Source organism: Caballeronia arationis, assembly GCF_001544975.2.
Classification (GTDB): domain Bacteria; phylum Pseudomonadota; class Gammaproteobacteria; order Burkholderiales; family Burkholderiaceae; genus Caballeronia; species Caballeronia arationis.
In genome coordinates, this window is the sequence record NZ_FCOG02000022.1 from 12,284 (window position 1) to 38,259 (window position 25,976).

General features: G+C 64.1%; 27 protein-coding genes. 6 read left to right on the top strand and 21 right to left on the bottom strand.

The genetic code is table 11. The annotated features are described in order from the left end of the window. Positions 1-139 precede the first annotated feature (139 nt). Both mscL and AWB81_RS15570 read left to right on the top strand, forming a co-directional pair. On the top strand, positions 140-580 hold the full coding sequence (gene mscL, locus AWB81_RS15565; protein WP_062636846.1) for a large conductance mechanosensitive channel protein MscL: 441 nt from the start codon (positions 140-142) through the stop codon (positions 578-580). Positions 581-962: 382 nt separating this feature from the next. After that, positions 963-1,454 (top strand): hypothetical protein, encoded by a 492-nt coding sequence (locus AWB81_RS15570; RefSeq protein ID WP_062636847.1) that lies wholly within the window; start codon positions 963-965, stop codon positions 1,452-1,454. Between the two features lie 26 nt (positions 1,455-1,480). Here the strand turns inward: AWB81_RS15570 and AWB81_RS15575 are convergent, their stop codons facing one another. Beyond that, positions 1,481-2,347, bottom strand: a complete 867-nt coding sequence (locus tag AWB81_RS15575; protein WP_062636849.1) for an NAD(P)-dependent oxidoreductase — start codon at positions 2,345-2,347, stop codon at positions 1,481-1,483. A gap of 152 nt (positions 2,348-2,499) precedes the next feature. Here AWB81_RS15575 and AWB81_RS15580 point away from each other — a divergent pair, with 152 nt between their 5' ends. Then, positions 2,500-2,709 carry a dodecin gene (locus AWB81_RS15580; RefSeq protein ID WP_062636851.1) on the top strand — a complete coding sequence of 70 codons (210 nt, stop codon included), beginning with the start codon at positions 2,500-2,502 and terminating at the stop codon, positions 2,707-2,709. Between the two features lie 116 nt (positions 2,710-2,825). On the opposite strand, the gene AWB81_RS15585 is transcribed toward AWB81_RS15580, so the two are convergent. The 4 genes from AWB81_RS15585 to AWB81_RS15600 form a co-directional block, all read right to left on the bottom strand. After that, positions 2,826-3,920 (bottom strand): BMP family ABC transporter substrate-binding protein, encoded by a 1,095-nt coding sequence (locus AWB81_RS15585; protein WP_062636852.1) that lies wholly within the window; start codon positions 3,918-3,920, stop codon positions 2,826-2,828. A 167-nt stretch (positions 3,921-4,087) separates the two neighbouring features. Then, the gene (locus AWB81_RS15590; protein WP_062636855.1) at positions 4,088-5,017 is read right to left on the bottom strand and encodes an ABC transporter permease; all 930 of its coding nucleotides are present in this window, start codon (positions 5,015-5,017) and stop codon (positions 4,088-4,090) included. A gap of 31 nt (positions 5,018-5,048) precedes the next feature. Then, the gene (locus tag AWB81_RS15595) at positions 5,049-6,161 is read right to left on the bottom strand and encodes an ABC transporter permease (RefSeq protein WP_062636856.1); all 1,113 of its coding nucleotides are present in this window, start codon (positions 6,159-6,161) and stop codon (positions 5,049-5,051) included. Between the two features lie 5 nt (positions 6,162-6,166). Further along, on the bottom strand, positions 6,167-7,738 hold the full coding sequence (locus AWB81_RS15600) for an ABC transporter ATP-binding protein (RefSeq protein ID WP_062636858.1): 1,572 nt from the start codon (positions 7,736-7,738) through the stop codon (positions 6,167-6,169). 249 nt (positions 7,739-7,987) lie between these two features. Between AWB81_RS15600 and AWB81_RS15605 the strand changes: the two genes are divergently transcribed. After that, the gene (locus tag AWB81_RS15605; RefSeq protein WP_062636860.1) at positions 7,988-8,920 is read left to right on the top strand and encodes a LysR substrate-binding domain-containing protein; all 933 of its coding nucleotides are present in this window, start codon (positions 7,988-7,990) and stop codon (positions 8,918-8,920) included. 39 nt (positions 8,921-8,959) lie between these two features. Here AWB81_RS15605 and AWB81_RS15610 read toward each other — a convergent pair whose 3' ends face one another. Beyond that, positions 8,960-10,327 (bottom strand): 8-oxoguanine deaminase, encoded by a 1,368-nt coding sequence (locus tag AWB81_RS15610; protein ID WP_235025813.1) that lies wholly within the window; start codon positions 10,325-10,327, stop codon positions 8,960-8,962. A 471-nt stretch (positions 10,328-10,798) separates the two neighbouring features. Between AWB81_RS15610 and uraH the strand changes: the two genes are divergently transcribed. Beyond that, the gene (gene uraH / locus AWB81_RS15615) at positions 10,799-11,152 is read left to right on the top strand and encodes a hydroxyisourate hydrolase (RefSeq protein WP_062636864.1); all 354 of its coding nucleotides are present in this window, start codon (positions 10,799-10,801) and stop codon (positions 11,150-11,152) included. Positions 11,153-11,339: 187 nt separating this feature from the next. Beyond that, the gene (locus AWB81_RS15620; RefSeq protein WP_062636866.1) at positions 11,340-12,533 is read left to right on the top strand and encodes a urate hydroxylase PuuD; all 1,194 of its coding nucleotides are present in this window, start codon (positions 11,340-11,342) and stop codon (positions 12,531-12,533) included. A gap of 52 nt (positions 12,534-12,585) precedes the next feature. On the opposite strand, the gene AWB81_RS15625 is transcribed toward AWB81_RS15620, so the two are convergent. From AWB81_RS15625 to AWB81_RS15695, 15 genes are all read right to left on the bottom strand, one after another. Continuing rightward, positions 12,586-13,068 (bottom strand): DUF1579 domain-containing protein, encoded by a 483-nt coding sequence (locus tag AWB81_RS15625; protein ID WP_062636868.1) that lies wholly within the window; start codon positions 13,066-13,068, stop codon positions 12,586-12,588. Between the two features lie 206 nt (positions 13,069-13,274). Continuing rightward, entirely contained in the window at positions 13,275-13,775 is a 501-nt protein-coding gene (locus AWB81_RS15630; protein ID WP_062636870.1) for an ureidoglycolate lyase, read from the bottom strand. Beyond that, positions 13,775-14,785 carry an allantoicase gene (gene alc, locus AWB81_RS15635; RefSeq protein WP_062636872.1) on the bottom strand — a complete coding sequence of 337 codons (1,011 nt, stop codon included), beginning with the start codon at positions 14,783-14,785 and terminating at the stop codon, positions 13,775-13,777. The genes AWB81_RS15630 and alc overlap by 1 nt, the downstream gene beginning before the upstream one ends. A 66-nt stretch (positions 14,786-14,851) precedes the next feature. Further along, positions 14,852-15,370, bottom strand: coding sequence for a 2-oxo-4-hydroxy-4-carboxy-5-ureidoimidazoline decarboxylase (gene uraD / locus AWB81_RS15640; protein WP_062636874.1), 519 nt, complete (start codon positions 15,368-15,370; stop codon positions 14,852-14,854). After that, complete coding sequence (gene puuE / locus AWB81_RS15645; RefSeq protein WP_062637010.1) at positions 15,367-16,332, bottom strand: allantoinase PuuE; 966 nt, start codon at positions 16,330-16,332, stop codon at positions 15,367-15,369. The genes uraD and puuE overlap by 4 nt, the downstream gene beginning before the upstream one ends. 96 nt (positions 16,333-16,428) lie before the next feature. Beyond that, the gene (locus AWB81_RS15650; RefSeq protein WP_062636876.1) at positions 16,429-17,190 is read right to left on the bottom strand and encodes an aspartate/glutamate racemase family protein; all 762 of its coding nucleotides are present in this window, start codon (positions 17,188-17,190) and stop codon (positions 16,429-16,431) included. 84 nt (positions 17,191-17,274) lie between these two features. After that, a complete protein-coding gene (locus AWB81_RS15655; protein ID WP_062636879.1) occupies positions 17,275-18,771 on the bottom strand; it encodes an NCS1 family nucleobase:cation symporter-1 in 1,497 nt (498 codons plus the stop codon). A gap of 356 nt (positions 18,772-19,127) precedes the next feature. Continuing rightward, the gene (locus tag AWB81_RS15660; protein WP_062636881.1) at positions 19,128-19,862 is read right to left on the bottom strand and encodes a GntR family transcriptional regulator; all 735 of its coding nucleotides are present in this window, start codon (positions 19,860-19,862) and stop codon (positions 19,128-19,130) included. 288 nt (positions 19,863-20,150) lie between these two features. Next, positions 20,151-21,080 (bottom strand): muramoyltetrapeptide carboxypeptidase, encoded by a 930-nt coding sequence (gene ldcA, locus AWB81_RS15665; RefSeq protein ID WP_062636883.1) that lies wholly within the window; start codon positions 21,078-21,080, stop codon positions 20,151-20,153. Then, positions 21,077-21,667, bottom strand: coding sequence for a tRNA adenosine(34) deaminase TadA (gene tadA / locus AWB81_RS15670; RefSeq protein WP_062636885.1), 591 nt, complete (start codon positions 21,665-21,667; stop codon positions 21,077-21,079). The genes ldcA and tadA overlap by 4 nt, the downstream gene beginning before the upstream one ends. After that, on the bottom strand, positions 21,664-22,053 hold the full coding sequence (locus AWB81_RS15675; RefSeq protein WP_062636887.1) for a DnaJ family domain-containing protein: 390 nt from the start codon (positions 22,051-22,053) through the stop codon (positions 21,664-21,666). The genes tadA and AWB81_RS15675 overlap by 4 nt, the downstream gene beginning before the upstream one ends. Before the next feature lie 230 nt (positions 22,054-22,283). Further along, positions 22,284-23,066 (bottom strand): ABC transporter ATP-binding protein, encoded by a 783-nt coding sequence (locus AWB81_RS15680; protein ID WP_062636889.1) that lies wholly within the window; start codon positions 23,064-23,066, stop codon positions 22,284-22,286. Between the two features lie 3 nt (positions 23,067-23,069). Continuing rightward, positions 23,070-23,936 carry an ABC transporter ATP-binding protein gene (locus AWB81_RS15685; RefSeq protein ID WP_062636891.1) on the bottom strand — a complete coding sequence of 289 codons (867 nt, stop codon included), beginning with the start codon at positions 23,934-23,936 and terminating at the stop codon, positions 23,070-23,072. A 1-nt stretch (position 23,937) separates the two neighbouring features. Next, a complete protein-coding gene (locus AWB81_RS15690; RefSeq protein WP_062637012.1) occupies positions 23,938-24,852 on the bottom strand; it encodes an ABC transporter permease in 915 nt (304 codons plus the stop codon). Positions 24,853-24,909: 57 nt separating this feature from the next. Continuing rightward, positions 24,910-25,950, bottom strand: coding sequence for an ABC transporter permease (locus tag AWB81_RS15695; RefSeq protein ID WP_374730492.1), 1,041 nt, complete (start codon positions 25,948-25,950; stop codon positions 24,910-24,912). Positions 25,951-25,976 lie beyond the last annotated feature (26 nt).

The window sequence follows — 25,976 nt, forward strand, 5'->3', positions numbered from 1 at the left end:
AATCGAGCGGCTATCATTGCCCCGAAGACCCGGCGGATGGAACGAATCCGATGAATATTCACCCGCCTTCCCGTTGGCACATCCCTTGCTGCCCGCCTGTGTCGATCCACGCGAACTTTTTTACTGGAGGAAGCCGCGCATGAGCATGATTGAGGAATTCAAGAACTTCGCCCTGAAGGGCAACGTCATGGACCTCGCCGTCGGTGTGATCATCGGTGGCGCGTTCTCGACCATCGTGAACTCCATCGTCAAGGATCTGATCATGCCGGTCGTAGGGCTCGCGACGGGCGGGCTCGACTTCTCGAACATGTTCGTCAGGCTAGGGCCCATACCGGAGACCTTCAAAGGCAATCCCGGCTCCTACAAGGACCTGCAGACAGCGGGCGTCGCCGTGTTCGGCTACGGCTCGTTCATCACGGTGCTGATCAACTTCATCATTCTCGCGTTCATCATTTTCATGATGGTCAAGTTCATCAACAACCTGCGCAAGCCCGAGGAAACGGCGCCTGCCGCCACACCCGAAGACGTGCTGCTGCTGCGCGAGATCCGCGATTCGCTGAAGAGCTCGCCGCGCATCTGAGTTTTTTCCCGCCCTGCGGCCGTCGCTGCACTGAAGCGGCGCATGAGCCTCGCCAAGCCGCTTTCGTCTGTACGCCTTGCCACTGAACCCGCGCCACAGCGCGGGTTTTTTACGTCTGCGCCACGCGCGTTGGTGTGCGATGCATCTTTTTTCTGCGAGATTTTTCGTCGCACGCGGAATTGCGGGACTATTATTGAGACTGATGCCAAGCGAGCCGCCGCAGGTCTTCGGCACGATTCGTGCGCGTCGCGCATCGTCGGAGAATCATCGCCGGCGACGTGCAGCGCCCTTTCCCGAATCACCGTGAACCGACCACTTCGATGTGCTATAAAAGATCGACGTGCAAAGATCGATGTACGGCCCGCAAGACGGGAGTGGCCGCATGAGGACGCTGCGTTTCTTGCAATTCTTTTTCAGGCGAATTTTTATGTCCTTCCCGAAAAAGCGTAAGCGCGTGAAGGTCGACGGGGACGAGTCGTTCCTCGCCGTGCTTCGTCATTTCAAGCCGTTCGGTCAACTCGACACGAAGATCGCGCGCGCCCGCGCCCAGGACGAGCCGGTGCTCTACGCACACGTCCTGCCCGGACTTGACGTTCTCCTGTGCAGTGTCCGCGGTGCGCAGCCGCCCTATCCCGCCACCGAGGAACTGCACCGGCGCTGCATGGAATCCATCACCAATGCGCTCGAACAGCCGCTCGACGGCCTTGAGAACGGCGGCTACTGGTACGAGGCCAACGGCTTCGGCTTCCTCGTGTTTGCAAGCCGCGCCCGTTCGCAGATCCTGAGCGAATTCGGTGCATCGGCTTCTACGCGCACGCGCCGCGGCACGCGCCGGCAGGATGCGGGCGACGCGGCCTCGCGGCCGCTGCGCTGACGTCCATCGCTTCGTCGCCTGGCGCATCAGTGTCCAGGCGACTTCAACACCTCGATCACCGCCGACAAATCGTCTTCGGAGAGGCCGCGCCTTGCGGCCTCTCCGAGCAGACTGCGCGTGACGGCGAGAAGCGGCATCGATGCGTCTGCTTCGAGCGCCGCCGCCCCGATCGCGTCGGTGTCCTTCTGAAGCGTGCGGATGGTCGCGGTCACAGGCCGCGTCGCGCTCGTCATGCGTGGCACGAAGGTCCGCAACAGCACCGAGTCCGCCCATCCGCCCGTGAGTGCTTCCGTCAGGCGCGCGGCGTCGATGCCGCTCTTCTGCGCGAGATTGACCGCTTCGGCGATCGCCGCGACCGTCGCCGATACGATGCCCTGGTTGCACATCTTCGCCGTCTGGCCCGCGCCGGGCGGTCCCATGTGCGTGACGCGCGACGCGTACGCGCCGATCGCGCCGCGCACGGCGTCGATGGCGGCCGCGTCGCCGCCCGCCATCACGGCGAGCGTGCGTGCCTCTGCGCCGCCGACACCGCCCGATACCGGCGCATCGATCCACGCGACGCCTTCCCGGGCCGCACGCGCCGCGTAGTCGCGGGTCGCATCGGGCCGGATGCTCGAATGGTCGACGATCCACGCGGGACGGGCCGTCCCGCTCAGCACGCCCGCCCCGCCGAACACGACCTCCTCGACCGCTTCGGCATTCGAGAGGCACAGGAACAGCGCCTCGTTGCCCGCGAGCGCCGCGGGCGCGTCGACGACGCTCGCGCCGTCGTTCGCCAGCGCGAGCGCCTTCTCGCGCGAGCGGTTCCATACCTGCACCGAATGGCCAGCCTTCAACAGATGCCTGATCATCGGCGCCCCCATCAGGCCCGGTCCGCAAAATCCGATCTTCACCGTCGCTCCTTCATGTCCTTTAATTGAGTTCACACACGCCGCACGCCGATTTCCGGAGCACGACCAGCAAAGCCGTGGCGCACGCCTTGCTGCTACACCGTTGCATATCTTAGCGATGCAACGTCAATCTGCTTCATTCCAAGGAGAAGACCATGTCGGAACACGTATACAAGATGATCGAACTCACCGGCTCCTCGCCCCAGTCGAGCGACGACGCCGTGCGTGTCGCGCTGACGAAGGCGGCCAAGACGCTGCGCAACATGCACTGGTTCGAAGTGATGGAAACGCGCGGACATATCGAGGACGGCAAGGTCCTGCACTGGCAGGTCACGCTGAAAGTGGGACTGCGGCTCGAGGACTGAGATCGGGCGCGACTTTGCGTGAGACTCCTATGTGAAAAGGCCGCGCTTCTCGCGAAGCGCGGCCTTTTCCTTGGCTCTGCACTGGCTGCCGGGCGTCGAAGCCCGGCCGCACACGCTTACTTCGGCAGCGAGCCGTCCACGCCTTCCACGTACCAGTTGATGCGCTGCATTTCCGGATCGGTGAGCGTCTTACCGGCCGCGACCTTCTCCGCACCCGACTGATCCTTGATCGGACCCGTGAACACGTCCCACTTGCCGCCGTGCAGCTCTTCACGCTTCGCAGCGATGGCCTGCATCGCCTTCGCGGGGATCGCCGTGCTGTTCAGGTCTTCGAGATCGACGGCCTTCTGCGGCATGCCAAGCCACACCGGATCGTTCTTCCACTTGCCGTCGAGCACTTGCTGGATCACTGCGTTGTAATACACGCCCCAGTGTGCGACGACCGAGCCCAGATGCGCGCTCGGGCCGAACTTCTTCATGTTCGAATCCCAGCCGAATGCGAACACCTTCTTCTCCGCGGCCGTGGCGAGTGTCGCGTTCGAGTCAGTGTTCTGCAGGAGCACGTCGGCCCCCTGGCCGATCAGCGTCTCGGCCGCCTGCTTTTCCTTGCCCGGATCGAACCAGCTGTTGATCCAGATGACCTTCGTGTGGATCTTCGGGTTCACCGAACGCGCGCCCATCGTGTAGGCGTTGATGTTGCGGATCACTTCGGGAATCGGCACCGATGCCACGAAGCCGAGCGTGTTGGTCTTCGTCACGTAGCCCGCCGCGACGCCCGCCAGATAAGCGCCCTGATACATGCGCACGTCATACGTGCCGAAGTTCTTCGCCTTCTTGAAGCCGGTGGCCGTCAGGAAGATGGTGTCCGGGAAGTCCTTCGCCACTTTCAGCTGGAAGTCCTGGTAGCCGAAGCTCGTCCCGAAAATGACCTTGTTGCCCTTGTTCGCGAGATCGCGGAACACACGCTCCGAATCCGCCGATTCCGGCACGTTCTCCACGCGCGTGATCTTCACCTTGCTGCCGAACGTCGCCTCGGCTTCCTTGCTGCCGGCGTCGTGCGCGAACGTCCAGCCCGCGTCGCCGGGATTGCCCAGATAGACGAACGCGATGCCCGGCGCGTCGGCCGCGCGGGCGCTCGCCGCCGCAAGCGTGGCGGACAGCGCGACTGCAGTGGACGCAGCCGTCAGCGCGTTCAGCCATGATTTCTTCATTGTGATTCTCCTGGTCGATGTTGTTTGTGAAAAGCGAAGCCGGATTTTTGCGTGTCGTGGCGCGTGATCTGTGAGTTTCGTCTGTCAAAAATGGGAGCGGAACCCGCGAGCGCCGCCGTGCAGCCGATGTACAACACCAGCCGCACCTGCCTGCTCAACCGGACCACTCAGCTCGCCGCGAAGAACGGCTTGCCGAGCGACGCCGGCGCGTTCAGCTTGATCGTGTTCGGATTGCGCGAGATCAGCACGAGCACGACGATCGTCGCGATATACGGCAGCATCGCGAGGAACTGCGTCGGCACCGGCACGCCGATCGCCTGCGCGTAGAACTGCAGCGCCATCACCGCGCCGAAAAGCAGCGCGCCGATCATGAGGCGCCCCGGACGCCACGTCGCGAACACGACGAGCGCAAGCGCGATCCAGCCGCGTCCCGAGGTCAGCTGTTCCTGCCAGATATGCAGATAGACGATGGAGTAGTAGCCGCCGCCGATGCCCGCCATCGCGCCACCGAAGAGCGTCGCGCCGTAGCGCACGCCGACGACCGGAAAGCCTACCGAATGCGCGACCGCCGGCGATTCGCCGACCGAGCGCAGCACAAGCCCCGCGCGCGTGCGGTACAGGAACCAGCCGATCACGCCGAACATGATGAACGCGAGATAGCCGAGCGGCGTCAGCGAGAAGATCGCGGGGCCGAGCACGGGAATCGACGAAAGGCCGGGGATCGGCATGACCTCGATCGAGGCGCGCACCGCCGCCGACGTGTACGGCTTGCCGACGTAGGCGGAAAAACCAATGCCGAAGATCGTCAGCGAGAGCCCCGTCGCGACCTGATTCGCGAGCATGGTGATCGTGAGAAAGCCGAACAGCAGCGACATCGCGAGGCCGGCGAGGATCGACGCGCCGATGCCGAGCCACGGATTGCCCGTGATCGCGGTGACCGCGTAGCCGCTGACGGCGCCCATCAGCATCATCCCTTCGACGCCGAGATTGAGCACGCCCGACTTCTCGGCGACGAGTTCGCCCGCGCCTGCGAACATCAGCGGAATCGCCGCGACGACGGCGCTCGACGCGAGCGTGCTGGCCTGGTTGATATCCATTTTTTCGAGTCCCCGCGAAGATTCAGAGCAATCAGGAATGCGCCGCGTGATGCGCGGGAACCCGGCGCCGCACGCGATAGTTGACGAACAGATCGGCGCCGAGCAGGCAGAACAGCAAGAGGCCCTGGAACACGCCCGCAAGCGCCTGCGGCAGTTGCAGCGACGTCTGCACCGCTTCGCCGCCGAGATAGAGCAGCGCCATCAAAAGGCTGGCGAGCACGATGCCGAGCGGATGCAGCCGCCCGACGAACACGACGATGATCGCCGTGAAGCCGTATCCCGGCGACCAGCCGGCCTGCAACTGGCCGATCGGCCCTGCGACTTCGCCCATGCCCGCGAGGCCCGCCAGGCCGCCCGAGAGCAGGAGCGAGGTCCAGATCGTCTTCTTGTCGGAGAAGCCGGCGTAGCGCGCGGCGAGCGGCGCGAGACCGCCGACGTTCATCCGGTAGCCCGCGAAGCTCTTCCTCATGAACACCCAGACGAGCGGAATCGCAATCGCCGTCAGGAACACCGACGCGTTGATCCGCGTGCCCTTCAGCCACGCCCAGTGCCAGTCGCCGTAGAGACGCGGAAACAGCGCGTCGTCGACGAACATCGCCGAGATCGGGAAGTTCATGCCCTCGGGGTCGCGCCACGGGCCGCTCACCAGGTAGATCAGCAGTTGCGTCGCGACGTAGGTGAGCATCAGGCTCGTCAGGATTTCGTTCGTGTTGAAGCGGCTCTTGAGCAGCGCCGGAATCGCCGCCCACGCCATCCCGCCGACGACGCCGCCCAGCATCATCAGCGGCAGCGTCCACCAGCCGGACGCGTCGCCGACGTGGATCGCGATGCCGCCCGCGACGATCCCGCCAAGCAGCATCTGCCCTTCCGCGCCGATGTTCCACACGTTCGCGCGATAGCCGACCGCGAGCCCGAGGCCGATCAGACAGAGCGGCGCCGCCTTCAGCACAAGCTCGGACCAGCCGTTCACGTTCGAGAGCGGCTCGATGAAGAACGCGTGCATGGCGCGCCACGGATCCTGCCCGACGAGGCTGAAAATCAGGAAGCCGATGACGAGAGTCGCCACCGCCGCAACGAGCGGCACGGCAAGCTGCATCGCGCGGGACGGCGTCGGGCGCGCTTCGAGTCGGTAGGGAAAGATCATCGTCGTTACTTGTTGATTGAGTCGATGGCGGCGGGCTCGGCGCGCTTGCCGTCGAAAAGCCCTGCCATGAAGAGGCCGATTTCTTCCGCGTTGGTTTCGCCCGTCGCGCGCACCGGCGAGAGCTTGCCGCGCGCGAGCACCGCGAGCCGGTCGCAGATGTCGAAGAGTTCTTCCAGTTCCTCGGAGATCACGAGGATCGCGACGCCGCGCGCCGCGAGATCGAGTAACTGCTGTCGGATGAACGCGGCCGCGCCCACGTCGACGCCCCAGGTCGGCTGCGCGACGACCAGCACCTTCGGTTCCTGGAGAATCTCGCGCCCGACGATGAATTTCTGCAAGTTTCCGCCAGACAGGCTCTGCGCGAGCGCGCCGTTGCCGCCGCAGCGGACGTCGAACGACTTGATGCAGCGGTCGGCGAACGCGCGCACGGTCTTCGCGCTGATCCAGCCGCCCTTCACCATGTTTTCGCGATGCGCGGTCAGCAGGCCGTTTTCGGCAAGCGACATCGCCGGCACCGCGCCGCGTCCAAGCCGTTCTTCCGGCACGAAGGCGAAGCCGAGCGAGCGGCGTGCGCCCGCAGACAGTCGCGCGGCGGGTTTGCCGCAGATCGTGACGGCGTCGGCGGCGACGTGCTTGTCGCGGATTTCGCCTGAGAGCGACGCCAGCAGTTCCGCCTGACCGTTGCCCGAGACGCCCGCGATGCCGAAGATCTCGCCAGCCTTCACCGCGAACGAGACGTTGTCGAGCGACGTGCCGAACGGATCGGGACTCGCCACCGAAAGGCTTTTCACGACGAGCCGGGCATCGCCCGGCGTGTGCGCGCGCCGTGTGTAGTCGGGCAGCGAATGCCCGACCATCAACTGCGCGAGCGACGCATGCGTTTCCGTCCTCGGATCGACGCTGCCCGTCACGCGGCCGCCGCGCATCACCGTCGCGGTTTCGCAGAGCGCCTGGATTTCGTCGAGCTTGTGGCTGATATAGAGAATGCTGCAGCCTTCCGACGCGAGCCGCCGCAGCACCGTAAAAAGCTTCTTGACCGCCTGCGGCGTGAGCACCGAGGTCGGTTCGTCCATGATGAGCAGACGCGGATTCTGCAACAGGCATCGCACGATCTCGACCCGCTGCCGCTCGCCGACCGTCAGGCTATGGACGTGCCGCTGCGGATCGACGTCGAGCCCGTAATCCGCCGACACCTCGCGGATGCGCTTGCCGAGCGTCTTCAGGTCGAACTTGTCGTCGAGCGCGAGCGCGATGTTTTCGCCGACCGTCAGCGTCTCGAACAGCGAGAAGTGCTGGAACACCATGCCGATGCCGAGCTTGCGCGCGGCCGCCGGGCTGCCGATCTCGACCGTCTGGCCCTCCCAGCGGATCTCGCCTTCGTCCGGCCGCACCGCGCCGTAGATGATCTTCATCAGCGTCGACTTGCCCGCGCCGTTCTCGCCGAGCACGGCGTGAATCTCGCCGGGCATGACGACGAGCGTGACGTCGTCGTTGGCCTTCACGGCCGGGTACTGCTTGCTGATGCCGGTGAGCGCGAGACGCGGCGGCGGATTGGAGGTGAAAGTAGCGTCGCCCATGAGGTCAGAGAGTCCGCGTTGCCGGGGTTCGGAAAGCCGGTTCGCCCGAGCAACAAAAAGACGGGCAAACCGTGCCGCGGGCAGAAGATACCCAATTCGACGCCATCCGTCGATAACTCAAAAAAGCCGGGGACACCTCGTGAAGCCAGTGTTTGCGGGTAAGCCCACCTTGACGCAATCCTTGTGTCATATTAAAAATGATATGGTCCACACAGTTGTCGATCAGCTAGAACATATACCGGAGATAACATGAGTCAGCAGCGCGAGGCGATCGATACTTACTTATTGCGCGTCTTGCACACCTTGCTGATGGAGCGCAGCGTCACGCGCGCGGCCGTCAAGCTCAATCAGTCGCAACCTGCCATCAGCGCGGCGCTCAGGCGTCTGCGCGACATCACGGGCGATCCCCTTCTCGTGCGCGGCAAGTCCGGCATGGTGCCGACCGAATACGGCCTGCGCTTGCTCGAACCGACCCAGAACGCACTGCGCGAAATCGAGCGCATCAAGGTCCAGCAGCACAACTTCGATCCGGCGACCTCCGTGCGGTGCTATCGCATCGGCTGTCCCGACTACCTGAACGTGCTCTTCGTGCCGACGGTCGTCGAGCGCTTTCGCATCGCCGCGCCCAACGCCACGCTCGAATTCCATTCGCTCGGGCCGGCGTTCGACTACGAACTCGCGCTGGAGGACGGCAAGCTCGATATCGTCGTCGGCAACTGGCCGGAGCCGCCGGAGCAACTGCATCTGTCGAATCTCTTCGTCGACAAGATCGTGTGTCTTGTTTCCAACACGCATCCGTTCGCCAAGCGCGGCGGGCTCACGCTCGATCAATACCTGAACGCGCCGCATCTCGCGCCGACGCCCTATTCCGTCGGCCAGCGCGGCGCCATCGACGTGCATCTGGCGCGCGAGCGGTTAAAGCGCCATGTCGTCGTCACGCTGCCTTACTTCAATCTCGCGCCTTACGTGCTGATCAAGTCGGACCTCGTCTTCACGACGACGCGTCTCTTCGCCGACCACTACGCGCGTTTCCTGCCACTCGCCGTGGTGCCCGCGCCGCTCGACTTCCCGCCGATGCAGTATTACCAGCTCTGGCACGAGCGCTGCCATTACTCCGACGAAGTGCGCTGGCTGCGCGGGCTCGTCGGGGAAGCGACGCGCTCGCTGATCGATCAGCCTTGAATCCCGCCGGCCGGCGCTCATGCGCCGGCCTTTTTTTGATCAGGCCGCGTTCGCCAGTTGCCCCGCCAGCCGGTTGTGCCGCTCGACGAGCGAACCGAGTTCCAGCGTCGTCAGCCGCCCTTCCCGCACGACCACCTTTCCGTCGATCACGCTCGTCGCTACCTGCGACGGCGCGCAGAACACAAGCGCCGCGACCGGATCGTGCAGCGCCCCCGCAAACGCGGCCTGCGACAGGTCGAACGACACAAAATCCGCCGCCATGCCGGGCGCAAGTGCGCCGATATCGTCGCGGCCCAGCACCTTTGCGCCACCGAGCGTCGCGATTTCGAGCGCTTCGCGCGCGGTCATCGCATCCGGCCCGAAGCCGACCCGCTGCAGCAAGAGCGCCTGGCGCACCTCGCCGACCATCTGGGCGCCGTCGTTCGACGCCGAGCCATCGACGCCGATTCCCACCGGCACACCCGCATCGCGCATCGCGCGGATCGGTGCGATGCCGGAGGCGAGCCGCATGTTCGAACACGGACAATGCGCGACGCCCGTCCCGGTGCGCGCGAACAGGTCGATGCCCGCGCGGTCCAGTTGCACGCAGTGCGCATGCCACACGTCATGGCCCACCCAGCCGAGATCCTCGGCATATTCGGCGGGCTTCATGCCGAATTTCTCGCGGCTGTACGCAACGTCATTCACGTTTTCGGCCAGATGCGTATGCATCGACACGCCGTACTGGCGCGCGAGGAGTGCCGAGTCGCGCATCAGTTCGCGGCTGACCGAGAACGGCGAGCAGGGCGCCACGACGACCCGCAGCATCGCGTAGCGGCCTTCGTCGTTGTACGTTTCGATCACGCGCTGCGTGTCCTTCAGGATTGCGTCTTCCTTTTCAACGACCGAATCCGGCGGCAGGCCGCCGTCCTTCTGCCCGACGCTCATGCTGCCGCGCGCCGCGTGAAAGCGCATGCCGATCTCGCGGGCCGCCGCGATGCTGTCGTCGAGGCGGCTGCCGTTCGGGTAGATGTAGAGATGGTCGCTCGACGTCGTGCAGCCCGAGAGCAGCAGTTCGGCCATCGCCGTCTGCGTCGATACCGCGATCATCTCGGGCGTTAGGTTCGCCCAGATCTTGTACAGATTCGTGAGCCAGCCGAACAGCTCGGCGTTCTGCGCGGCGGGAATCGCACGCGTCAGGCTCTGATACATGTGGTGATGCGTATTCACGAGACCCGGAGTCACGAGGTGGCCGCGCATGTCGAGCACTTCGTCGGCGGTGGCGGGCAGATCCTCCGTCGCGCCGACCGCGACAATCCGGTTTCCTTCGATGAACATGCCACCGTCGCGAATCTCGCGGCGCGCACCATCCATCGTGACTAGCACCTGAGCATTTTTGACGAGCAGCGTTCTGGCGCGTGGTTCCATGCGGTCGATCTCCATATCGGCGGGGAAACAAGGGTGAGTAAAAAGCCCCGGTTACCCAGCGTCGATCGCCGTCTTCGGGACGCACAGCCATTCTGCGCGAGGCCTCAATGTCGGTTGCCAAAATCCCGCTGGCAATGTGAACGCCGGCATAGTCGCCTTCACGCCCCCAATATATTCGGGAATTTTGGCGCAGGTAGCATCGCCCGGTAGCCGTACACGTTTGAAGCGCATAACGAATGCGTCATGAACACTCTTGCGGCGCGAAGCTTACGCGCCGCTGTCATGTGCCGTGGATTATCTTTCCTATCGGGGCCGCACAGCGGCTGCCGAGTTTCTAGAATGTTGTACACGGCGCGCATCTGATCACGCCGACGGGTATGTAGCCACTCACGAGTGGAGCCTCGATCCGCCGCCGACGCACTGGTTGGATCGATGCGCAGTCGTTCATCGCACAACACAAGGAACATGCGAATGGGCAAGCTCACAACCCATGTGCTCGACACCGCGCACGGCCGTCCCGGCGCCGGCATCAAGGTCGAACTCTTCGCGCTGTCGGGCGACACCCGCCGCGCGCTCAAAACCACCCTCACCAACGACGACGGCCGCTGCGACTCGCCGCTGCTCGAAGGCGACGCACTCGCCATCGGCGAATACGAGCTCGTGTTCCACGCGGGCGATTACTTCGCGGCGATCGGCGTGAAAGTGCCGGAACCGCGCTTCGTCGATCGTGTGGCGCTGCGCTTCGGTATCGCGGATGCGAACTCGCACTATCACGTGCCGCTGCTCGTTTCGCCGTGGGCGTACAGCACGTATCGGGGAAGTTGAAGCGGCCGTTTTGGCCGCAGGATCATTGCATCAGACCAGCACATCGCGCCCGTCCCTTGTCGACCAGAGTTAGTGCTTTAGCACCTACTCTGGTCCCATGCAACTCGGTTGCGGTCGACCATGCAACCTGGTTGCCGTCGACCAGAGTCGACGATGTGCGCATAACGAATCGGTAGTGGAGGAGTTCATGGAAGGTTTTGTCACTGACTGGCTCAATCTCGTATTGCGCTGTCTGCACGTCATCGTCGCGATCGCGTGGATCGGAGAATCGTTTTACTTCGTCGCGCTCGACAACAGTCTGAAACCGCCGCAAGACCCGAATGCTAAGCGACGCGGCGTGTTCGGCGATTTCTGGCACGTGCACGGAGGCGGCTTCTATCACATGCAGAAGTACTCCGTCGCGCCGCAGGACATGCCGGAGAACCTGCACTGGTCGTTCTGGCCGTCTTACACGACGTGGATGTCGGGATTTGGCCTGTTCCTCGTGCTGTACCTGCTGTCGCCGAGCACGTATCTCATCGACAAGAACGTCCTCGACATGGGGCCGGTCGTCGCCGTATCCGCCGCACTTGGTTTCCTGATGGCCGGCTGGATCGTGTATGACTCGCTGTGCCGTCTGCTCGGCACCAAGGACAAGCTGCTCGGCATCTGCGTCGGGATCTATGTGTTGATCGCGGCCTACATCGCGTGCCACGTGTTCGCAGGGCGCGCCGCGTATCTCATCACCGGCGCCATGATCGCGACGATCATGTCGGCCAACGTCTTCTTCGTCATCATTCCGGGTCAACGCAAGATGGTCGCGGCGATGCTGAAGGGCGAAACGCCGAACGCGATCTACGGTAAGCGCGGCAAGCAGCGCTCGGTGCACAACACGTATTTCACGCTGCCGGTAGTGTTCGCGATGCTGTCGAACCACTACGCGATGACTTACACGCACAAGTACAACTGGCTGATTCTCTTGCTCATCATGCTGGCGGGCGCGCTGATCCGGCAGTTCTTCGTGATGCGCCATCGCGGACAGGTGCTGTGGTACATGCCGGTGGCGGGTCTCGTGCTGGTGCTGGGCGCGTTCGCGTGGACGATGCCGGCTCCCACGGTGCCGGTCGCGCAGGCAGCGGGTGCTCCGGCGATCAAGGTGGCCGACATTCAGCCGATCATCCAGCAGCGCTGCGCGTCCTGCCACTCCGCGCATCCGACGATGATGGGCAGCGCGCCGGCCGGCGTGATCCTCGATACGCCGGATGAGATTTCGCAGAACGCCAAGCGCGTGCATCAGCAGGCGGTCACGCTGAAGGCGATGCCGCTTGGCAACGTCACCCAAATGACCGACGCGGAACGCCAGAAGATCGCCGCGTGGTTCGATGGCGGCGCAGTCAGGTAAGCGGCTTTCGCGCTTGAAACAAAGGCCATGAATGCAGATTCATGGCCTTTTTTTATTTCTTGCGCGAGTAGTCCGCGCGCATGATCTGGTTCCAGTTGCCGTCGTCGGTATGCATCCAGCTCGTCAGCGTGCGATGGTCGTCGTCGATGATCTCGATCACGTCCTTGTACTTCGCATACGTGCCCGGCTTGCCGAAATCCGGGCCTTCGGTGTTGAGCGTCAGCACCTTTTCAGCGGCATCGAGCGCGCCTTCGTAGATCCACATGTGCGTCATCATCGACGCGATAAAGTTGCCGACGAATTCCTTCGTCGCCGGATCGTAGCCGAGCGTCATGACGGTCGTGCCGATCGTGCCGTCCTTCATCTCGGTGCGCCCTTCGCACTGCACCCAGATGTCGCCGACCGGACTCACGCGTTCCGTCGATTCCCAGGTCTCCGCTGGCTTCCCGGGCTCGCCCGCCATCTCGCCCTTCGATGTCCAGTCGCCGCACAGCTTCATCAGCCACGCGTGTTCTTTCTGCTGTTCGGTCTGCATTGCCCATCCTCCTGTGTCTGCCACCGCATGCGAATCGATGCGACGCACGCCGGGTCGATCGCACCGCGATAGGGCGCGACGAAAGGAGATTGTAATACCTCTGAGATACCAGTATGCGACGGGGTGTTCGTCAGCGGCTGCATAAAGAAAAAGGACCGTTTCCGGTCCTTTTTCGCTGTTACCCTGCTGCCCGGCCAAGCGGCGGATCAGCGCATCGCGTCCTCGGTAAGCCACAGCGATTCACGCAGGTCCTGCTCGTTGAGATTGAGCCCGTCGCCGCCGCGATCCACGACGATAAAGTCGCTCACCTCACCGAGCGCAATCAGCGGATGGTGCCAGACGCCCCGCGCATAGTTCACGCCCTGCCACCCGCGCGTGACGAACGCGCGGATCGCGCCTTCGTCGAGATCGCCCGTGGGCGCCACGACCACGAGATACGGCTTGTCGTTCAACGGCACGAACGCCTGGCTGCCGAGCGGATGCCGCTCCATCATCTTCACTTCGAACGGCAGCACGCGCGGCTGGCCGCGAAAGAGGTTCACGAGCGGCCGGCCGTTCTGCTCCTCGACGTCGATCTTCGCGAGATCATGAAAGCGGATCGTCGTGCCGAGGTTGATCGGAATCTGCTTCGCGCCATCGAGTTCGATGACGTCGCCGAAAGGCTCGAACGCAGCACGCGTCAACGGTTCGATGGCGAGCTTTTTCATTATGCGAGCGTTCCAAAGAGACGCAGACGCGATACGCCGCCGTCCGGGATGATGTTGAAGCGCACGTGCGTCACGGGGCCGAGCGCCGCCAGTTCCGACTCGAAGAAATGCTGCTTGTCCATCTGCAGCTTCTGCTCGTTGAGCAGCATCGGCCAGAACATTGCCTGCGTGACGAGCGAGCTGTCGGTGCCGCCCGTGACGTACGCCGCCTGCAGCGAGCAGCGGTCCGGATAGTTGCCTTTGAAGTGCGCGGTATCGACTTCGATCTTCTTGATGACGCCCGGTTGCGCGAGCGCGACGATACACCAGTCGTTGCCCGGCTCGCGACGGCGCCGTGTTTCCCAGCCGTCACCCATGTTGACGCCACGACCCGGCATCAGGAGCGTAGAGGCGAGCCCGAAGTGCTGGTTGTTCGTGCCGACGAGATACGCGCCGTTTTCCATCGCGGCGAGGTCGAACAGTTCGCTGCGGCTAGCGTTGCTCCAGTCGAGCTGCGGCTGGCCGTACACGCGCAGCCGCGCGATGCCGCCGTCCGGGTAGATGTTCACGCGCAGGTGCGTGATCGGCTGCTCGGCGCTGACATCCAGGTAATGGTGGCTGTTGCCCTGCAGCGTCGTCGACGGGACGATCTCGGTCCACTTGGTGGACTGGTTCGGTGCGCCGTCGGCGACGTGCGCGCCTTCGATCGACGCCGCCGGCGGGAAGTTGCCGGTGAAGTGGCTCGTGTCGAGATCGATACCCTTGATGACGCCCGGACGCGCAAGCTTCACGACGCACCAGTCATAGCCGGTCGAGCGCTTGCGGCGCGTTTCCCAGCCGTCCATCCACTTGCCGTGATCGTCGAACTTGCCGGGGATGAACACCGCCGGTTCCGGGTTCAGCATGCGCTCTTTCGGCGCGAAGAAGTCGTCGCTCGTCTCGAGCGCCTGCGCGCCGAGCCGCGGGTCCGCGAGATTTACATAGCGGCGCGTGAATTCGGGCGCGTTGGGATCGAGTGTCGGGATTGCCATTGTCTTCGTCCTTGTTCGTTCTGCGGTGAAAAACGGATCAGCCTTGCATCAGGTCATCGAGTCAGGTCATTGAATCAAATCATCGAGCCTGAAGCGCGCTATCCGGTAGATCTGTTCGAGACTCGTGCGGAGCTCTTCGGCGCGGCTGTGATTCACGCGCTGTTCGAAGTTCGCGATGATGCCGTGGCGGTCGTAGCCGCGCACGGCGAGGATGAACGGAAAGCCGAACTTCTCGCGATACGCGGCGTTGAGCGCCTGCAGGCGGTCGAAGTCTTCCTGCGTGCAGAGGTTGAGGCCCGCGCCGCTTTGCTCGCGCGTCGATTCCTCGGTGAGCTCGCCGCGCACGGCGGCCTTGCCCGCGAGTTCCGGGTGGGCGTTGATGAGCGTCAGCTGCTTCTCTTCGCCAGCGGCTTCCACGGCGCCCGACATCGTCTTGTGGAGCGCATCGACGCTCGCGAACGGCCGTTGCGGCGCCGCGACTTCAGCCACCCACGGCGAGTGCTCGAAAATGCCCGATAGCACCGTCACGAAAGTGTCGGCGGGCAGCGCGTTGAGTTGATCGAGTGTGGTTTGCATCGCCTTCATGCCGTCGTCCCGTTGGTATTTTTGCCGCCTTCGTAAGGGTGATGTTCGCGCCAGTGCCGCGCGATATCCACGCGACGCGTCACCCACACGCGGTCATGTTTTTCGATGTGATCGAGAAAGCGCTGCAGTCCGCGAAAACGCCCCGGGCGTCCGAGCAGGCGGCAGTGCATGCCGATCGACAGCATCTTCGGCGCCTCGTCGCCTTCTTCGTAGAGCACGTCGAATGCGTCGCGCAGGTACGTGAAGAAGTGATCGCCGGTATTGAAGCCCTGCGGCGTGGCGAAGCGCATGTCGTTCGTGTCGAGCGTGTACGGCACGATCAGGTGCGGGGTCGTCTTGCCGCCCGTCACTTCGACCTCCGTCCAGAACGGCAGGTCGTCGCCGTAGTTGTCGGAGTCGTAGAGAAAGCCGCCGTACTCCGCCACCAGCCGATGCGTATTGGGACTGTCACGGCCCGTGTACCAGCCGAGCGGCCGCACGCCCGTCACGCGCTCGATCGCTTCCATGCCGAGGCGCATGTGTTCCGCTTCGCGTTCCGGCGACATGTCCTGATAGTGGATCCATCGATAGCCGTGGCACGCGATTTCATGCCCCAGTTCGACGAACGCCCGTGCCAATTCCGGATGCCGCTCGATCGCCATGCCGACGCCGAAGATGGTGAGCGGCATCTTGCGCTTTTCGAACTCGCGCAGGATGCGCCACACGCCCGCGCGCGATCCGTACTCGTAGATCGACTCCATGCTCATGTGCCGCGACGGAAACGAAGCCGCTCCCACGATCTCCGAAAGAAACTGCTCGGAGCCCGGATCGCCGTGCAGCACGCAGTTCTCGCCGCCCTCTTCGTAGTTCAGGACGAATTGCACGGCGACGCGCGCACGCCCCGGCCAGTTCGCCTGCGGCGGATTACGGCCGTAGCCGATCAGGTCGCGCGGGTAGTTCGGGTCGTTCGAATCGTTTGACATAGCGATGAGGACATTGATGACGATGAGCGGAAAATCGATGGTCCAGTTTAGCGAAAACACCCCCCTGCGCCCATACGGCCAGGCAGATAATGCGGGTCACTTGCGGTGTATGTGAGCCGCCGCGTCCCGCGGGCTGTAGTCGGCGAGCACGCCGTCATAGCGTTTTGCAAGCGGCCGCGCAAAGTCGCCGCGTTTGGACGTGTGCAACTTCAGCGCGATCAGCGCCTCGGCCCATTTGACCGCGGCCGTCACGCCTTCGACGACCGGCGCGCCGATTGCATCCTCCACTTCGTGACAGAACTCCGCCATGCCCGCGCAGCCGAGCACGATCGCGTCCGAGCCGTCTTCGTCGAGCGCCCGGCGGCATTCGTCGATGATGATGCTGCGCGCGGCCGAACCCGGCACGTCGAGATCGAGCACCGCGACGTCCGTCGCGCGCACGTTCATGCAAAAGCGCGTCATGCCGTAGCGCTCCGCCAGATGCCACGCCATGCCGCAGGTTCGCGCCAGCGTCGTGACGACCGAAAAGCCCGGCGCAATCACGCTCGCCGCATGCATCGCGGCCTCCGCGATGCCGATCACCGGCCCGCGCGCCAGTTCGCGCGCCGCGTAGAGCGCCGGATCGCCGAAACACGCGATCACGTAGCCGTCGAAGCCTTCGCGCTCGCCCGCCTCGACCTCTGCGAGCATGCCGAGCGAGGCAATCGCCTCATCGTAATAGCCCTCGATCGAGGGCGGCCCCATCGTCGGGCTCACCGCTACGATTTCCGTGCCCGGGGACGCAACCTCGCGCGCGCAACGCCCCATCGATTCGGTCATGCGCTGGGTCGTGTTCGGGTTGATCAGCTTGATTCTCATGGCCCTGCTCCTTCTTGTGCTTTCAGTGCTTCTGGTGCTTTTGTCTGCGGCGCGGGCGCAAATCGCCCGCGCCTTTCTCTCAGGTTAGTTCGAACCCTTCCGGTCTGCCAGGAACCAATAAAACACCGCGCCCAGTCCCGCGCCGACGAACCAGGAGAAGTTCGCGGCACCTTCGAGCGACGGAATCATCACGCAGGCGACTGCGATCGCCGCGGCAGGCAACAGCGCCGCCACCGCACGGCGATTCACGCCCTTGGTGTACCAGTAACGACCCGTTTCCGAGACCGTGTACAGGTCGTCGACGACGAGCTTGCCGCGCTTCACCAGGAAGAAATCGACGATCAGCACGCCATAGAGCGGTCCGATGAAGCTGCCGAGCACGTCCAGCGTGTAGTGGATCACCGCCGGATTGTTGAAGAGATTCCACGGCGTGATGAAGATCGATGCGACCGCGGCCATCATTCCGCCCATGCGCCAGCTGATGTGACGCGGCGCGACGTTGGAAAAGTCGAACGCCGGCGACACGAAGTTCGCCACGATGTTGATGCCGATCGTCGCGATGGTGAAGGTCAGCGCGCCGAGGATCACGGCCGTCGGATGATCGATCCGGCCGACGGTTTCCACCGGATCGGTGATGAGCTGGCCGAAGACCGGGAGCGTCGCGGCGGTCGTGATGACGGTGACGAGCGAGAACGCCAGGAAGTTGACCGGCAGGCCCCAGAAGTTGCCGCGCTTCACGCTGCGATAGCTCTTGCAGTAGCGCGAGAAGTCGCCGAAGTTGAGCATCGGACCCGAGAAGTACGAGACGACGAGCGAGATCGCAGTGATCATCACGGGCACGACTTCCATGCCGTGATACTTCACGCCGCCGAGATTCAGGCCGATGTTCTTCAGGCCCGCACGCCACACCATGTAGCCAGCGAGAATGAACATCACCACATACACGGCAGGACCGGCGAAGTCGATGAACTTCTTGATCATCTCCATGCCGCGCCAGAACACCACGGCCTGCAGCACCCACAGCAGCATGAAGCCGGCCCAGCCGAGCGCGGACAAGCCGACGAAGCCGTACTTGTGCACGTCCGCGTAGGGCATCCATTGCGGCACGAACTTGAGCACGACGATCACGAGCGCGCTCGACGCGAGGAACGTCTGGATGCCATACCACGCAACCGCGATCAGCCCGCGCAGCACAGCGGGAATGTTCGCGCCGAGCACGCCGAAGGTCGCGCGGCACGCGACCGGGTACGGCACGCCCGCCTGCTGGCTCGGCTTCGCGATCAGATTGCAGAGCGCATTCACGAGCCCGATGCCGATCAAAAGCGACACCAGCACCTGCCAGCTCGTCAGGCCGAGCGCGAAGAGACTGCCGGCGAACACGTAGCCGCCGACGCTGTGCACGTCCGACATCCAGAACGCGAAGATGTTGTACGCGCCCCAGGTCTGTTGTTTGAGGGGCGCGAGGTCTTCGTTGTAGAGGCGGTCGCTGTAGCCTGCCGGAAGATGCGACTCGTGGCCGCCCGCTTGCTCGCCGTACGGCGGCAGCGTGCTTTCACTGGATGCTGCACTGAACTGGGCCATGACTTCTCCTTCGATGAGAAAGGCAACTGGGGTAATGAAAATTCCGGTGCGTGCGCTCGAGTGTGCTTTCACGCAATACAAATCGATTCGGATACCTTCGCATTTCATGCGCGGTATTCTTTGTGATTGTCGAATCTCTCCCGGCAGTGCTTCGCCCGGCTCATGCTGATAGCGAGCCTCGAAACGACGCCGGGACGGCTTTCATCCGCGCTCGGTCGAGCGCTTCGTTCAGTGCGGCCGCATGCTGCGCATACAAGGCGCATGCGGCCATCGATCCTGCTGTCACGCACCCTCTGGCGGGGCGCGGTCTCCATTCCTTCTTGATCCGGCGCCGGTCCTGGCCGGCTTGCCTTCCATCACATGCCGGGCGGCTTGTTCCGCTCGACAGGCTTTGCAAATACTTCCCGCAGGTCGACCGCGCCGCGCGCAGGCCGCTCCAGCATCTTCAATTCGACGTCGCGCAGATGTCGCGCCATCAGTTCCGTTGCCTTCGTGCTGTCGCCCGCATCGAGCGCCGCGAGAATCCCTTCGTGGTCCTCGAACGAGCACGAACTCTTGCCGAGCGATTCATACAGCGCCGAGATCAGCGTCGAGCGCGCCACGAGTCCCGACAGGCATTCGCACAGCACCGTATTGCCGGTGAGCGCCGCGAGTTCGGTATGAAACTCGCCCGAGAGCCGTATCCACGCCGTGAAATCGTGGCTTTCGAAGGCGCGGCGTTCGCGTCCGATCGTCGAACTGATCGACTTCAGGCGCCGCGTGCCGTGCCCGCTGCAAATGCGTTCTACCACCGCCATTTCGATGATCCGCCGCATCTCGAACACTTCATGCACTTCCTGGAGCGTCGGACTCGCGACGAATGCACCGCGATTCGGCTCCAGATCGACGAGCCGTTCGCCCGCGAGTTGCGCGAGCGCCTGGCGCACCGTTCCGCGCTTCACTTCGAATACTTCGCACAATTGCGCTTCTGTCAGCTTCGCGCCGGGCGCGAGGCGATGCTCGAGGATCGCGGCACGAATGTTCTCGGCGATCGACTCGGCATTCGCAGTGCCGGTTACGTTCAATGAAGCGCTGATTTTTGGGTCGGACATGATGTGTTCGCTCGCATGTTGGTCATCTTAGAACCGACATAAAGATTGTCAACAATTCATTTAGGGAATCGTCATCAATCGCGTTTGGAATGGCAACCTCGCCGGCCTGAGATCCAATACAGATAAGGCTGTACGTCAATACGCTAAGTTTTTGTCATCATTCAGCGCACATTTTTGTCGACAATTAGTTCGTCGCGTATTTCGTCAGGGTTAACCCGGAGAGGTTAATTCGACCGTTAGTTGCGTAACTTGAGATCAAAAAAGCGCCCTTGCCCGGGCGCCCTTGTTTCACGCAAGGTGCGGATAGTCGCTGAGCGTCATCCTGAATCCCTGCGGACGTGCGACCAGGTGCGCCGTTGCGCCGAACGGCAGCGTCAGCAGGTTCTCGACGTGGCCGAACTGCAATCCTGTCACCACCGGAATACCGATCACCGCGCGCACCTGTTCGAGCATCGCGTCGAAGGAATAGCCGTTGTCGTAGTCCGCGAGACGGGCGCCCGAGAATTCGCCCAGCACGAGCGCCTGCTGCCGCCCGAGAATGCCGGACAAGTGCAGTTGATAGATCATCCGCTCGACGCGAAACGGATGCTCGTTGACGTCCTCGATGAAGAGAATGCCGCCTTCCACCGGCGGCATGTACGGCGTGCCGACGAGCGATGCCAGTATCGCGAGGTTGCCGCCCCACAGCATGCCCGTCGCATCGACGGACTGCTGCTGCGGCGTGTTGCCCGTCACCGTGAAACTGGAACGCGTGATCGCGTGCCAGAAGTTCTGCATCGTGAACGCGCTCGGATGCTCGGCGCCGAAGTCGCCCGCGAACATCGGACCGCCGAAGCTCTTCACGCCCGCGCGCGCGAAAAGCGCGCACTGGATCGCGGTGAAATCGCTATGGCCGACGATCGCAATTGGCTTGCCCTCCAGGCGTCGCTGCAGTCCCTCGAAATCCAGTCCGTGCAGGATGCGCGCCGCGCCGTAGCCGCCGCGCACCGCCAGCACGATGTCCGGCAAGCGGCGCGCGGGATCGGCGAGGCGGTTCAGGTCGGCGGCGCGCTCGCCGTCGGTGCCGCCAAAGCGCTGGAAACGCCGCTCGGTCGCGCGCAGGTTTTCGAGCCGGTGCCCCTGTGCGCGCAATCGCTGCAGCCCCCGTTCGACCGCCGCGGGATCGTGCGGATAACCGGAAGGCGCGACGAAATCGATGGTGCGGGGCTTGACGATCATGGGCTCTCGGTTGGAGGGGTATCGATTGAATCCGCGGCATCGCGCGCCTTGCGCAGTTCGCGCTCGGCGCGCGCGAGCTGCCGCCGCTCCGCGAAGAAATTGCGCAGCGCGTGGCCGCATTCGTCGGCCAGTACGCCGCCTACGACCGTCGTGTGATGGTTCAGGCGCTCGCTGGCGAACACGTCGATGACGCTGCCGCATGCGCCCGTCTTCGGATCGGCTGCGCCGAACACGACCCGCGCGATGCGCGCGTGCATGATCGCGCCGGCGCACATGATGCACGGTTCGAGCGTGACATAGAGTTCGCAGCCGGGCAGCCGGTAGTTTTCAAGCGCACGCGAGGCCGCGCGCAACGCGACCATTTCGGCATGCGCGGACGGATCATGTCCGCGAATCGGATGGTTGAAGCCCGTCGCGATGACCTCGTCGCCGCGCACGAGGACGGCGCCCACCGGCACTTCGCCCGCTGCGCGAGCCGCCTCTGCGGCTTCCTGCGCGAGCGCCATGAAGCGGCGGTCGCGTTCGGCGGCGTTAGCGGCCGCATCCGGATCGGCGATGAGGGTCGTAGCGGGCGCCGGCGCGCTCACTTCGGCTCCGCAGCGCGGTTTTGCGCCCGCTCGGAGAGCCGCTCGGCAATTCGCCGGCGATATTCGTGGGGCACGGTGGAACCGCCGCGCAGCGATTCGAGCGCCATGTCGAGCGCGAGCATCTTCGCCTGGAGACGACAACGCGCTGCGGGATCGGTCACCTGGTCGAATTCGGCCTGCAGATCGCGCAGCGCCCGCAATTGTTCGACGGCGGGCGGCACGAAGCCGGCGTTTTTCAGAATGCGGTTCGCGATGCGAACTTCCTCAGGAACAAGGGCGTCGTCGTCGAATTCGAGCGGCGCGCCTGCACCGGGCAAATCGTCGAACTCGCCGCGCGCGGCGGCAGCGGTTATCCGCTGTTCGACTAAGGCATCTAGCAGTTTCATCGGGGATTACGACCAGCTTGCAGCTTGTGGCCTGCCGGTCTTTCGCGATTTCGTTGAAGTGGCCTTGGGGCCGGAACGTCCGGCGCGGCGGTGCTCGCCGTGTCGAACGCATCGGAAATTCATCTCGCATTCTATCAGTCGGCGCGCGGCGCTTCGGCCGCAACGCACGAACGTTCGAAGCCAGTCTGCTTTACGCAACGGCCCGCTATTGACGCCGCGCCAAGGGTGCTCTAAAGCGCCGCATCCACACCGATGACTTCCGCCACTTTCCGCTTGTACCCGTCGGTGGCGAGCAGCAACGTGCGCGTGTATTCATGCTGCACGTCGCGGGAGCGCACGGCGTCGATCGAAAGCTGCTCGATGACTTCGCCGTTGCGCATCACCGCGATGCGCTGACACAGGAATCCGACGACCGCGAGATTGTGGCTCACGAGGATCATCGTGAGCTTGCGCTCGCGATGCAGCCGCCGCAGCAGGTTCAGGATCTCGGCCTGCACGGAGACATCGAGCGCGGAAGTGGGTTCGTCGAGCAAGAGCACGCGCGGCTCGACGATCAGCGCACGCGCGATCGACACGCGCTGCCGCTGGCCGCCCGACAACTGATGCGCATAGCGAAAACGGAACGCGGGCCCAAGCCCCACTTCGCGCAGCGCGTTCAGGATGCGTTCGTCCTCGTTGCCGATGCCGTTGATCGCGAGCGGCTCGCGCAGCGTCTGATCGACGGTGAAGCGCGGATGCAGCGATCCATAGGGATCCTGAAACACCATCTGCACGTCGCGGCGAAACGCGCGGTCGATCTTTCTGCCGAGCGTGTGCGCGCCGACCTGCATCGTGCCTTCGGCGAGCGGCACGAGACCGGTGAGCGCGCGCAGGATCGTCGACTTGCCTGAGCCCGATTCGCCGACGAGTCCGAACACCTCGCCCTCGCCGACATGAAACGACGCGTCGCGTACCGCGTCGACGTGGCCGGTCTTCGTTTTGAAGCGGATGCGCGCGTTCTTTACGTCGATCATCGCCTAGCTCTCCTTGACCGACGGCTCGATGAGCCACGCGGCATCGCGGCGCAAGGTCGGCAGCTCGTCGGGCGGATCGGTCAGCGGCGGGTTTGCGGCGAGCAGACCGCGCGTGTACGGATGCTCTGCGTGCTTCAGGTCGCGCGCGGCGCACGTCTCCAGGACGCGTCCGCCGTACATCACGACGACGCGGTCGCAGAACGACATCACGAGCGGCAGGTCGTGGCTGATGAAGACGAGCCCGGTGTCGTGCTTCTCGATCATCTCGTCGAGGACGGCCAGCACCTGCATCGAGACGAGCACGTCGAGCGCGCTCGTCGGCTCGTCGGCGATCAGAAGGCGCGGTCCCGCCGACACCATCATCGCGATCATCACCCGCTGCCCCATGCCGCCCGACAATTCGTGCGGATATGCGTCGGCGACGCGCTCCGGATTGCGGATATGCACCGCCGCAAGCGCAGCAACGATCTTCTCGCGCATCGCGCGCGCGTTGAGCTTTGGCTCGTGCCGGCGGAACGCCTCGCGCAGTTGTTGAGCGACCGTCATCACCGGGTTCAGCGAATACTTCGGGTCCTGCAGGATCATGCTCATCTGCGTGCCGCACAGGCGCCGGCGCGCCTTCGGACGCATCGCGAGCAGATCCTGGCCGTCAAAGCGCAGCGTATCGGCCGACCATTGCGCCGACGGCGGCAAAAGCCCGAGCAGCGCGCGGCCCGTGAGCGACTTGCCCGAGCCCGACTCGCCGACGATGCCGAGCCGCTCTCCCCTTTGCAGCGTCAGCGAGATGCCGCGCACGGCGTCGGCCACGGTGCCATCGTGCGCAGGAAACCCGATCCGCAGGTTCTGGATTTCACACAGAGGCGCTTGCATGTCAGCCTCCATGACGCGGATCGAACACGTCGCGCAGGCCGTCGCCGAGCAGGTTGAACGCGAGGCTCACGAAGAGGATGGCGAGACCGGGGATGGTCGCAACCCACCATGCATCGAGCAGCACGTTGCGGCCCGAGGCGACCATGTAGCCCCACTCGGGACTCGGCGGCTGCGCGCCGAGCCCGAGAAAGCCGAGACCGGCGACCGCGAGGATGATGCCCGCCATGTCGAGCGTCGCGCGCACCATCACCGAAGACGAACAAAGCGGCACGATATAGCGCAGCAGAATGCGCATCGACGACGCGCCCTGCAGCCGCGCCACGTGGATGAAATCCGCCTGCACGAGCCTCAGCGTTTCCGCGCGTGCGAGCCGCGCATAGGGCGGCCACGCGGTGATCGAGATCGCAATGACCGCGTTGAACACGCCCGGCCCGAGCGCCGCCGCGAACGCGAGCGCGAGCACGATCTTCGGGAAAGCCAGCGCGACGTCGGTGAGGCGCATCAGCACCGTATCGACGAAGCCGCCGCAGAATCCCGACGCCGTCCCGATCAGAAGCCCGACCGGCACGACCAGCACCACCACGAGGATCGCGATCGAAAGCGTGAGGCGCGAACCGTGCACGAGCCGCGAGAGAATGTCGCGGCCGAGTTGATCGGTGCCGAGCCAGTGCGCCGCCGCGCCCGGCGGCATCAGGCGGTCGGAGAGCACTTGCCGCAGCGGGTCCTCGGCAACCAGCATCGGGCCGATCGCGGCGGCCACGATCAATACCATCAGGATCGCGAGGCCGAACATGCTGAGCGGATTGCTCGAAAAGCGCCGCCAGCGCCGATACGCACGGCCGAGCGCGGCCTGACGGCGCGACGCGGGCGTATCGGTGAGCAGCCACGCTTTCCACTGACCGCGCTTGTCCTTCATGGGCCAGTCCTGGGTCGAATCGTCGGTTGGCGGAGGCATGTGCATGGATAAGGCGCTTTAGCGCGCACGCGGATCGAACACGCGATAGAGCGCGTCCGTAAGCAGGTTGAGCGTGATGAAAGTCGCGCCGATCACGAGCGTGCTGCCGAGCACGGCGTTCATGTCGGCGTTGAGAAGCGCACCCGTCAGGTACGAGCCGATGCCCGGCCAGGCAAACACGATCTCGGTCAGCACCGATCCTTCGAGCAGATAGCTGTACGCAAGCGCGATCACCGTCAGAAGCGGCACCGCGATGTTGCCGAACGCATGCCGCCAGATCACGCGACGCTCCGTCAGGCCTTTTGCGCGCGCGGTCGTCACGTATTCCTGGCTCAGCTGGTCGAGCATGAACGAGCGCGTCATGCGGCTCAGATACGCGATCGAATAGAACGCGAGGATGCCGGCCGGCAGCACGATATGCGAGAACGCATTGACGAACACGTCCCACTCGCCGGCAATGGCGGAGTCGATCAGGAGGCTGCCTGTTCTGGTATCGACCATGCCGTCGTACAACGGATCGAGACGGCCCGGCCCCGAGACCCAGTGCAGGCGCGCGTAGAAGAGCAAGAGCCCCATCAGCGCGAGCCAGAACACCGGCACTGAACTGCCGATCAGGCCGATGAAGCGCGCCGCATGATCGATCCAGCGGTTGTGGCGCACGGCCGCGATCACGCCGAGCGGCACGCCGACCATCACACCGACGAAAGTCGAGAGCGTCGCGAGTTCGAGCGTCGCGGGGAACACGCGCTTGATGTCGTCGATGACGGGGTTCGCCGTCAGGAGGGACACGCCCAGGTGCCCGTGCAACACGTCCCGCGCGTAGATGATGAACTGCTCGATGAGCGGCTTGTCGAGCCCGAGTTCGAGACGCGCGGCCGCGTACGCCGAAGCCGACGCGCGGTCGCCGAGAATCGCGAGCACCGGATCGATCGGAATCTTGCGGCCGATGAAGAACGTGATCGCGAGCAGCCCCGTGAAGGTGACGGCAAGCATCGCGATCCAGCGCGCGAGGCGCAGCGTCAAGCGCACGTCTGCACGGCGCGCGGCGAGCGCGCGCATGCGGTCGAGTGTCGGAAGCCCGGTCG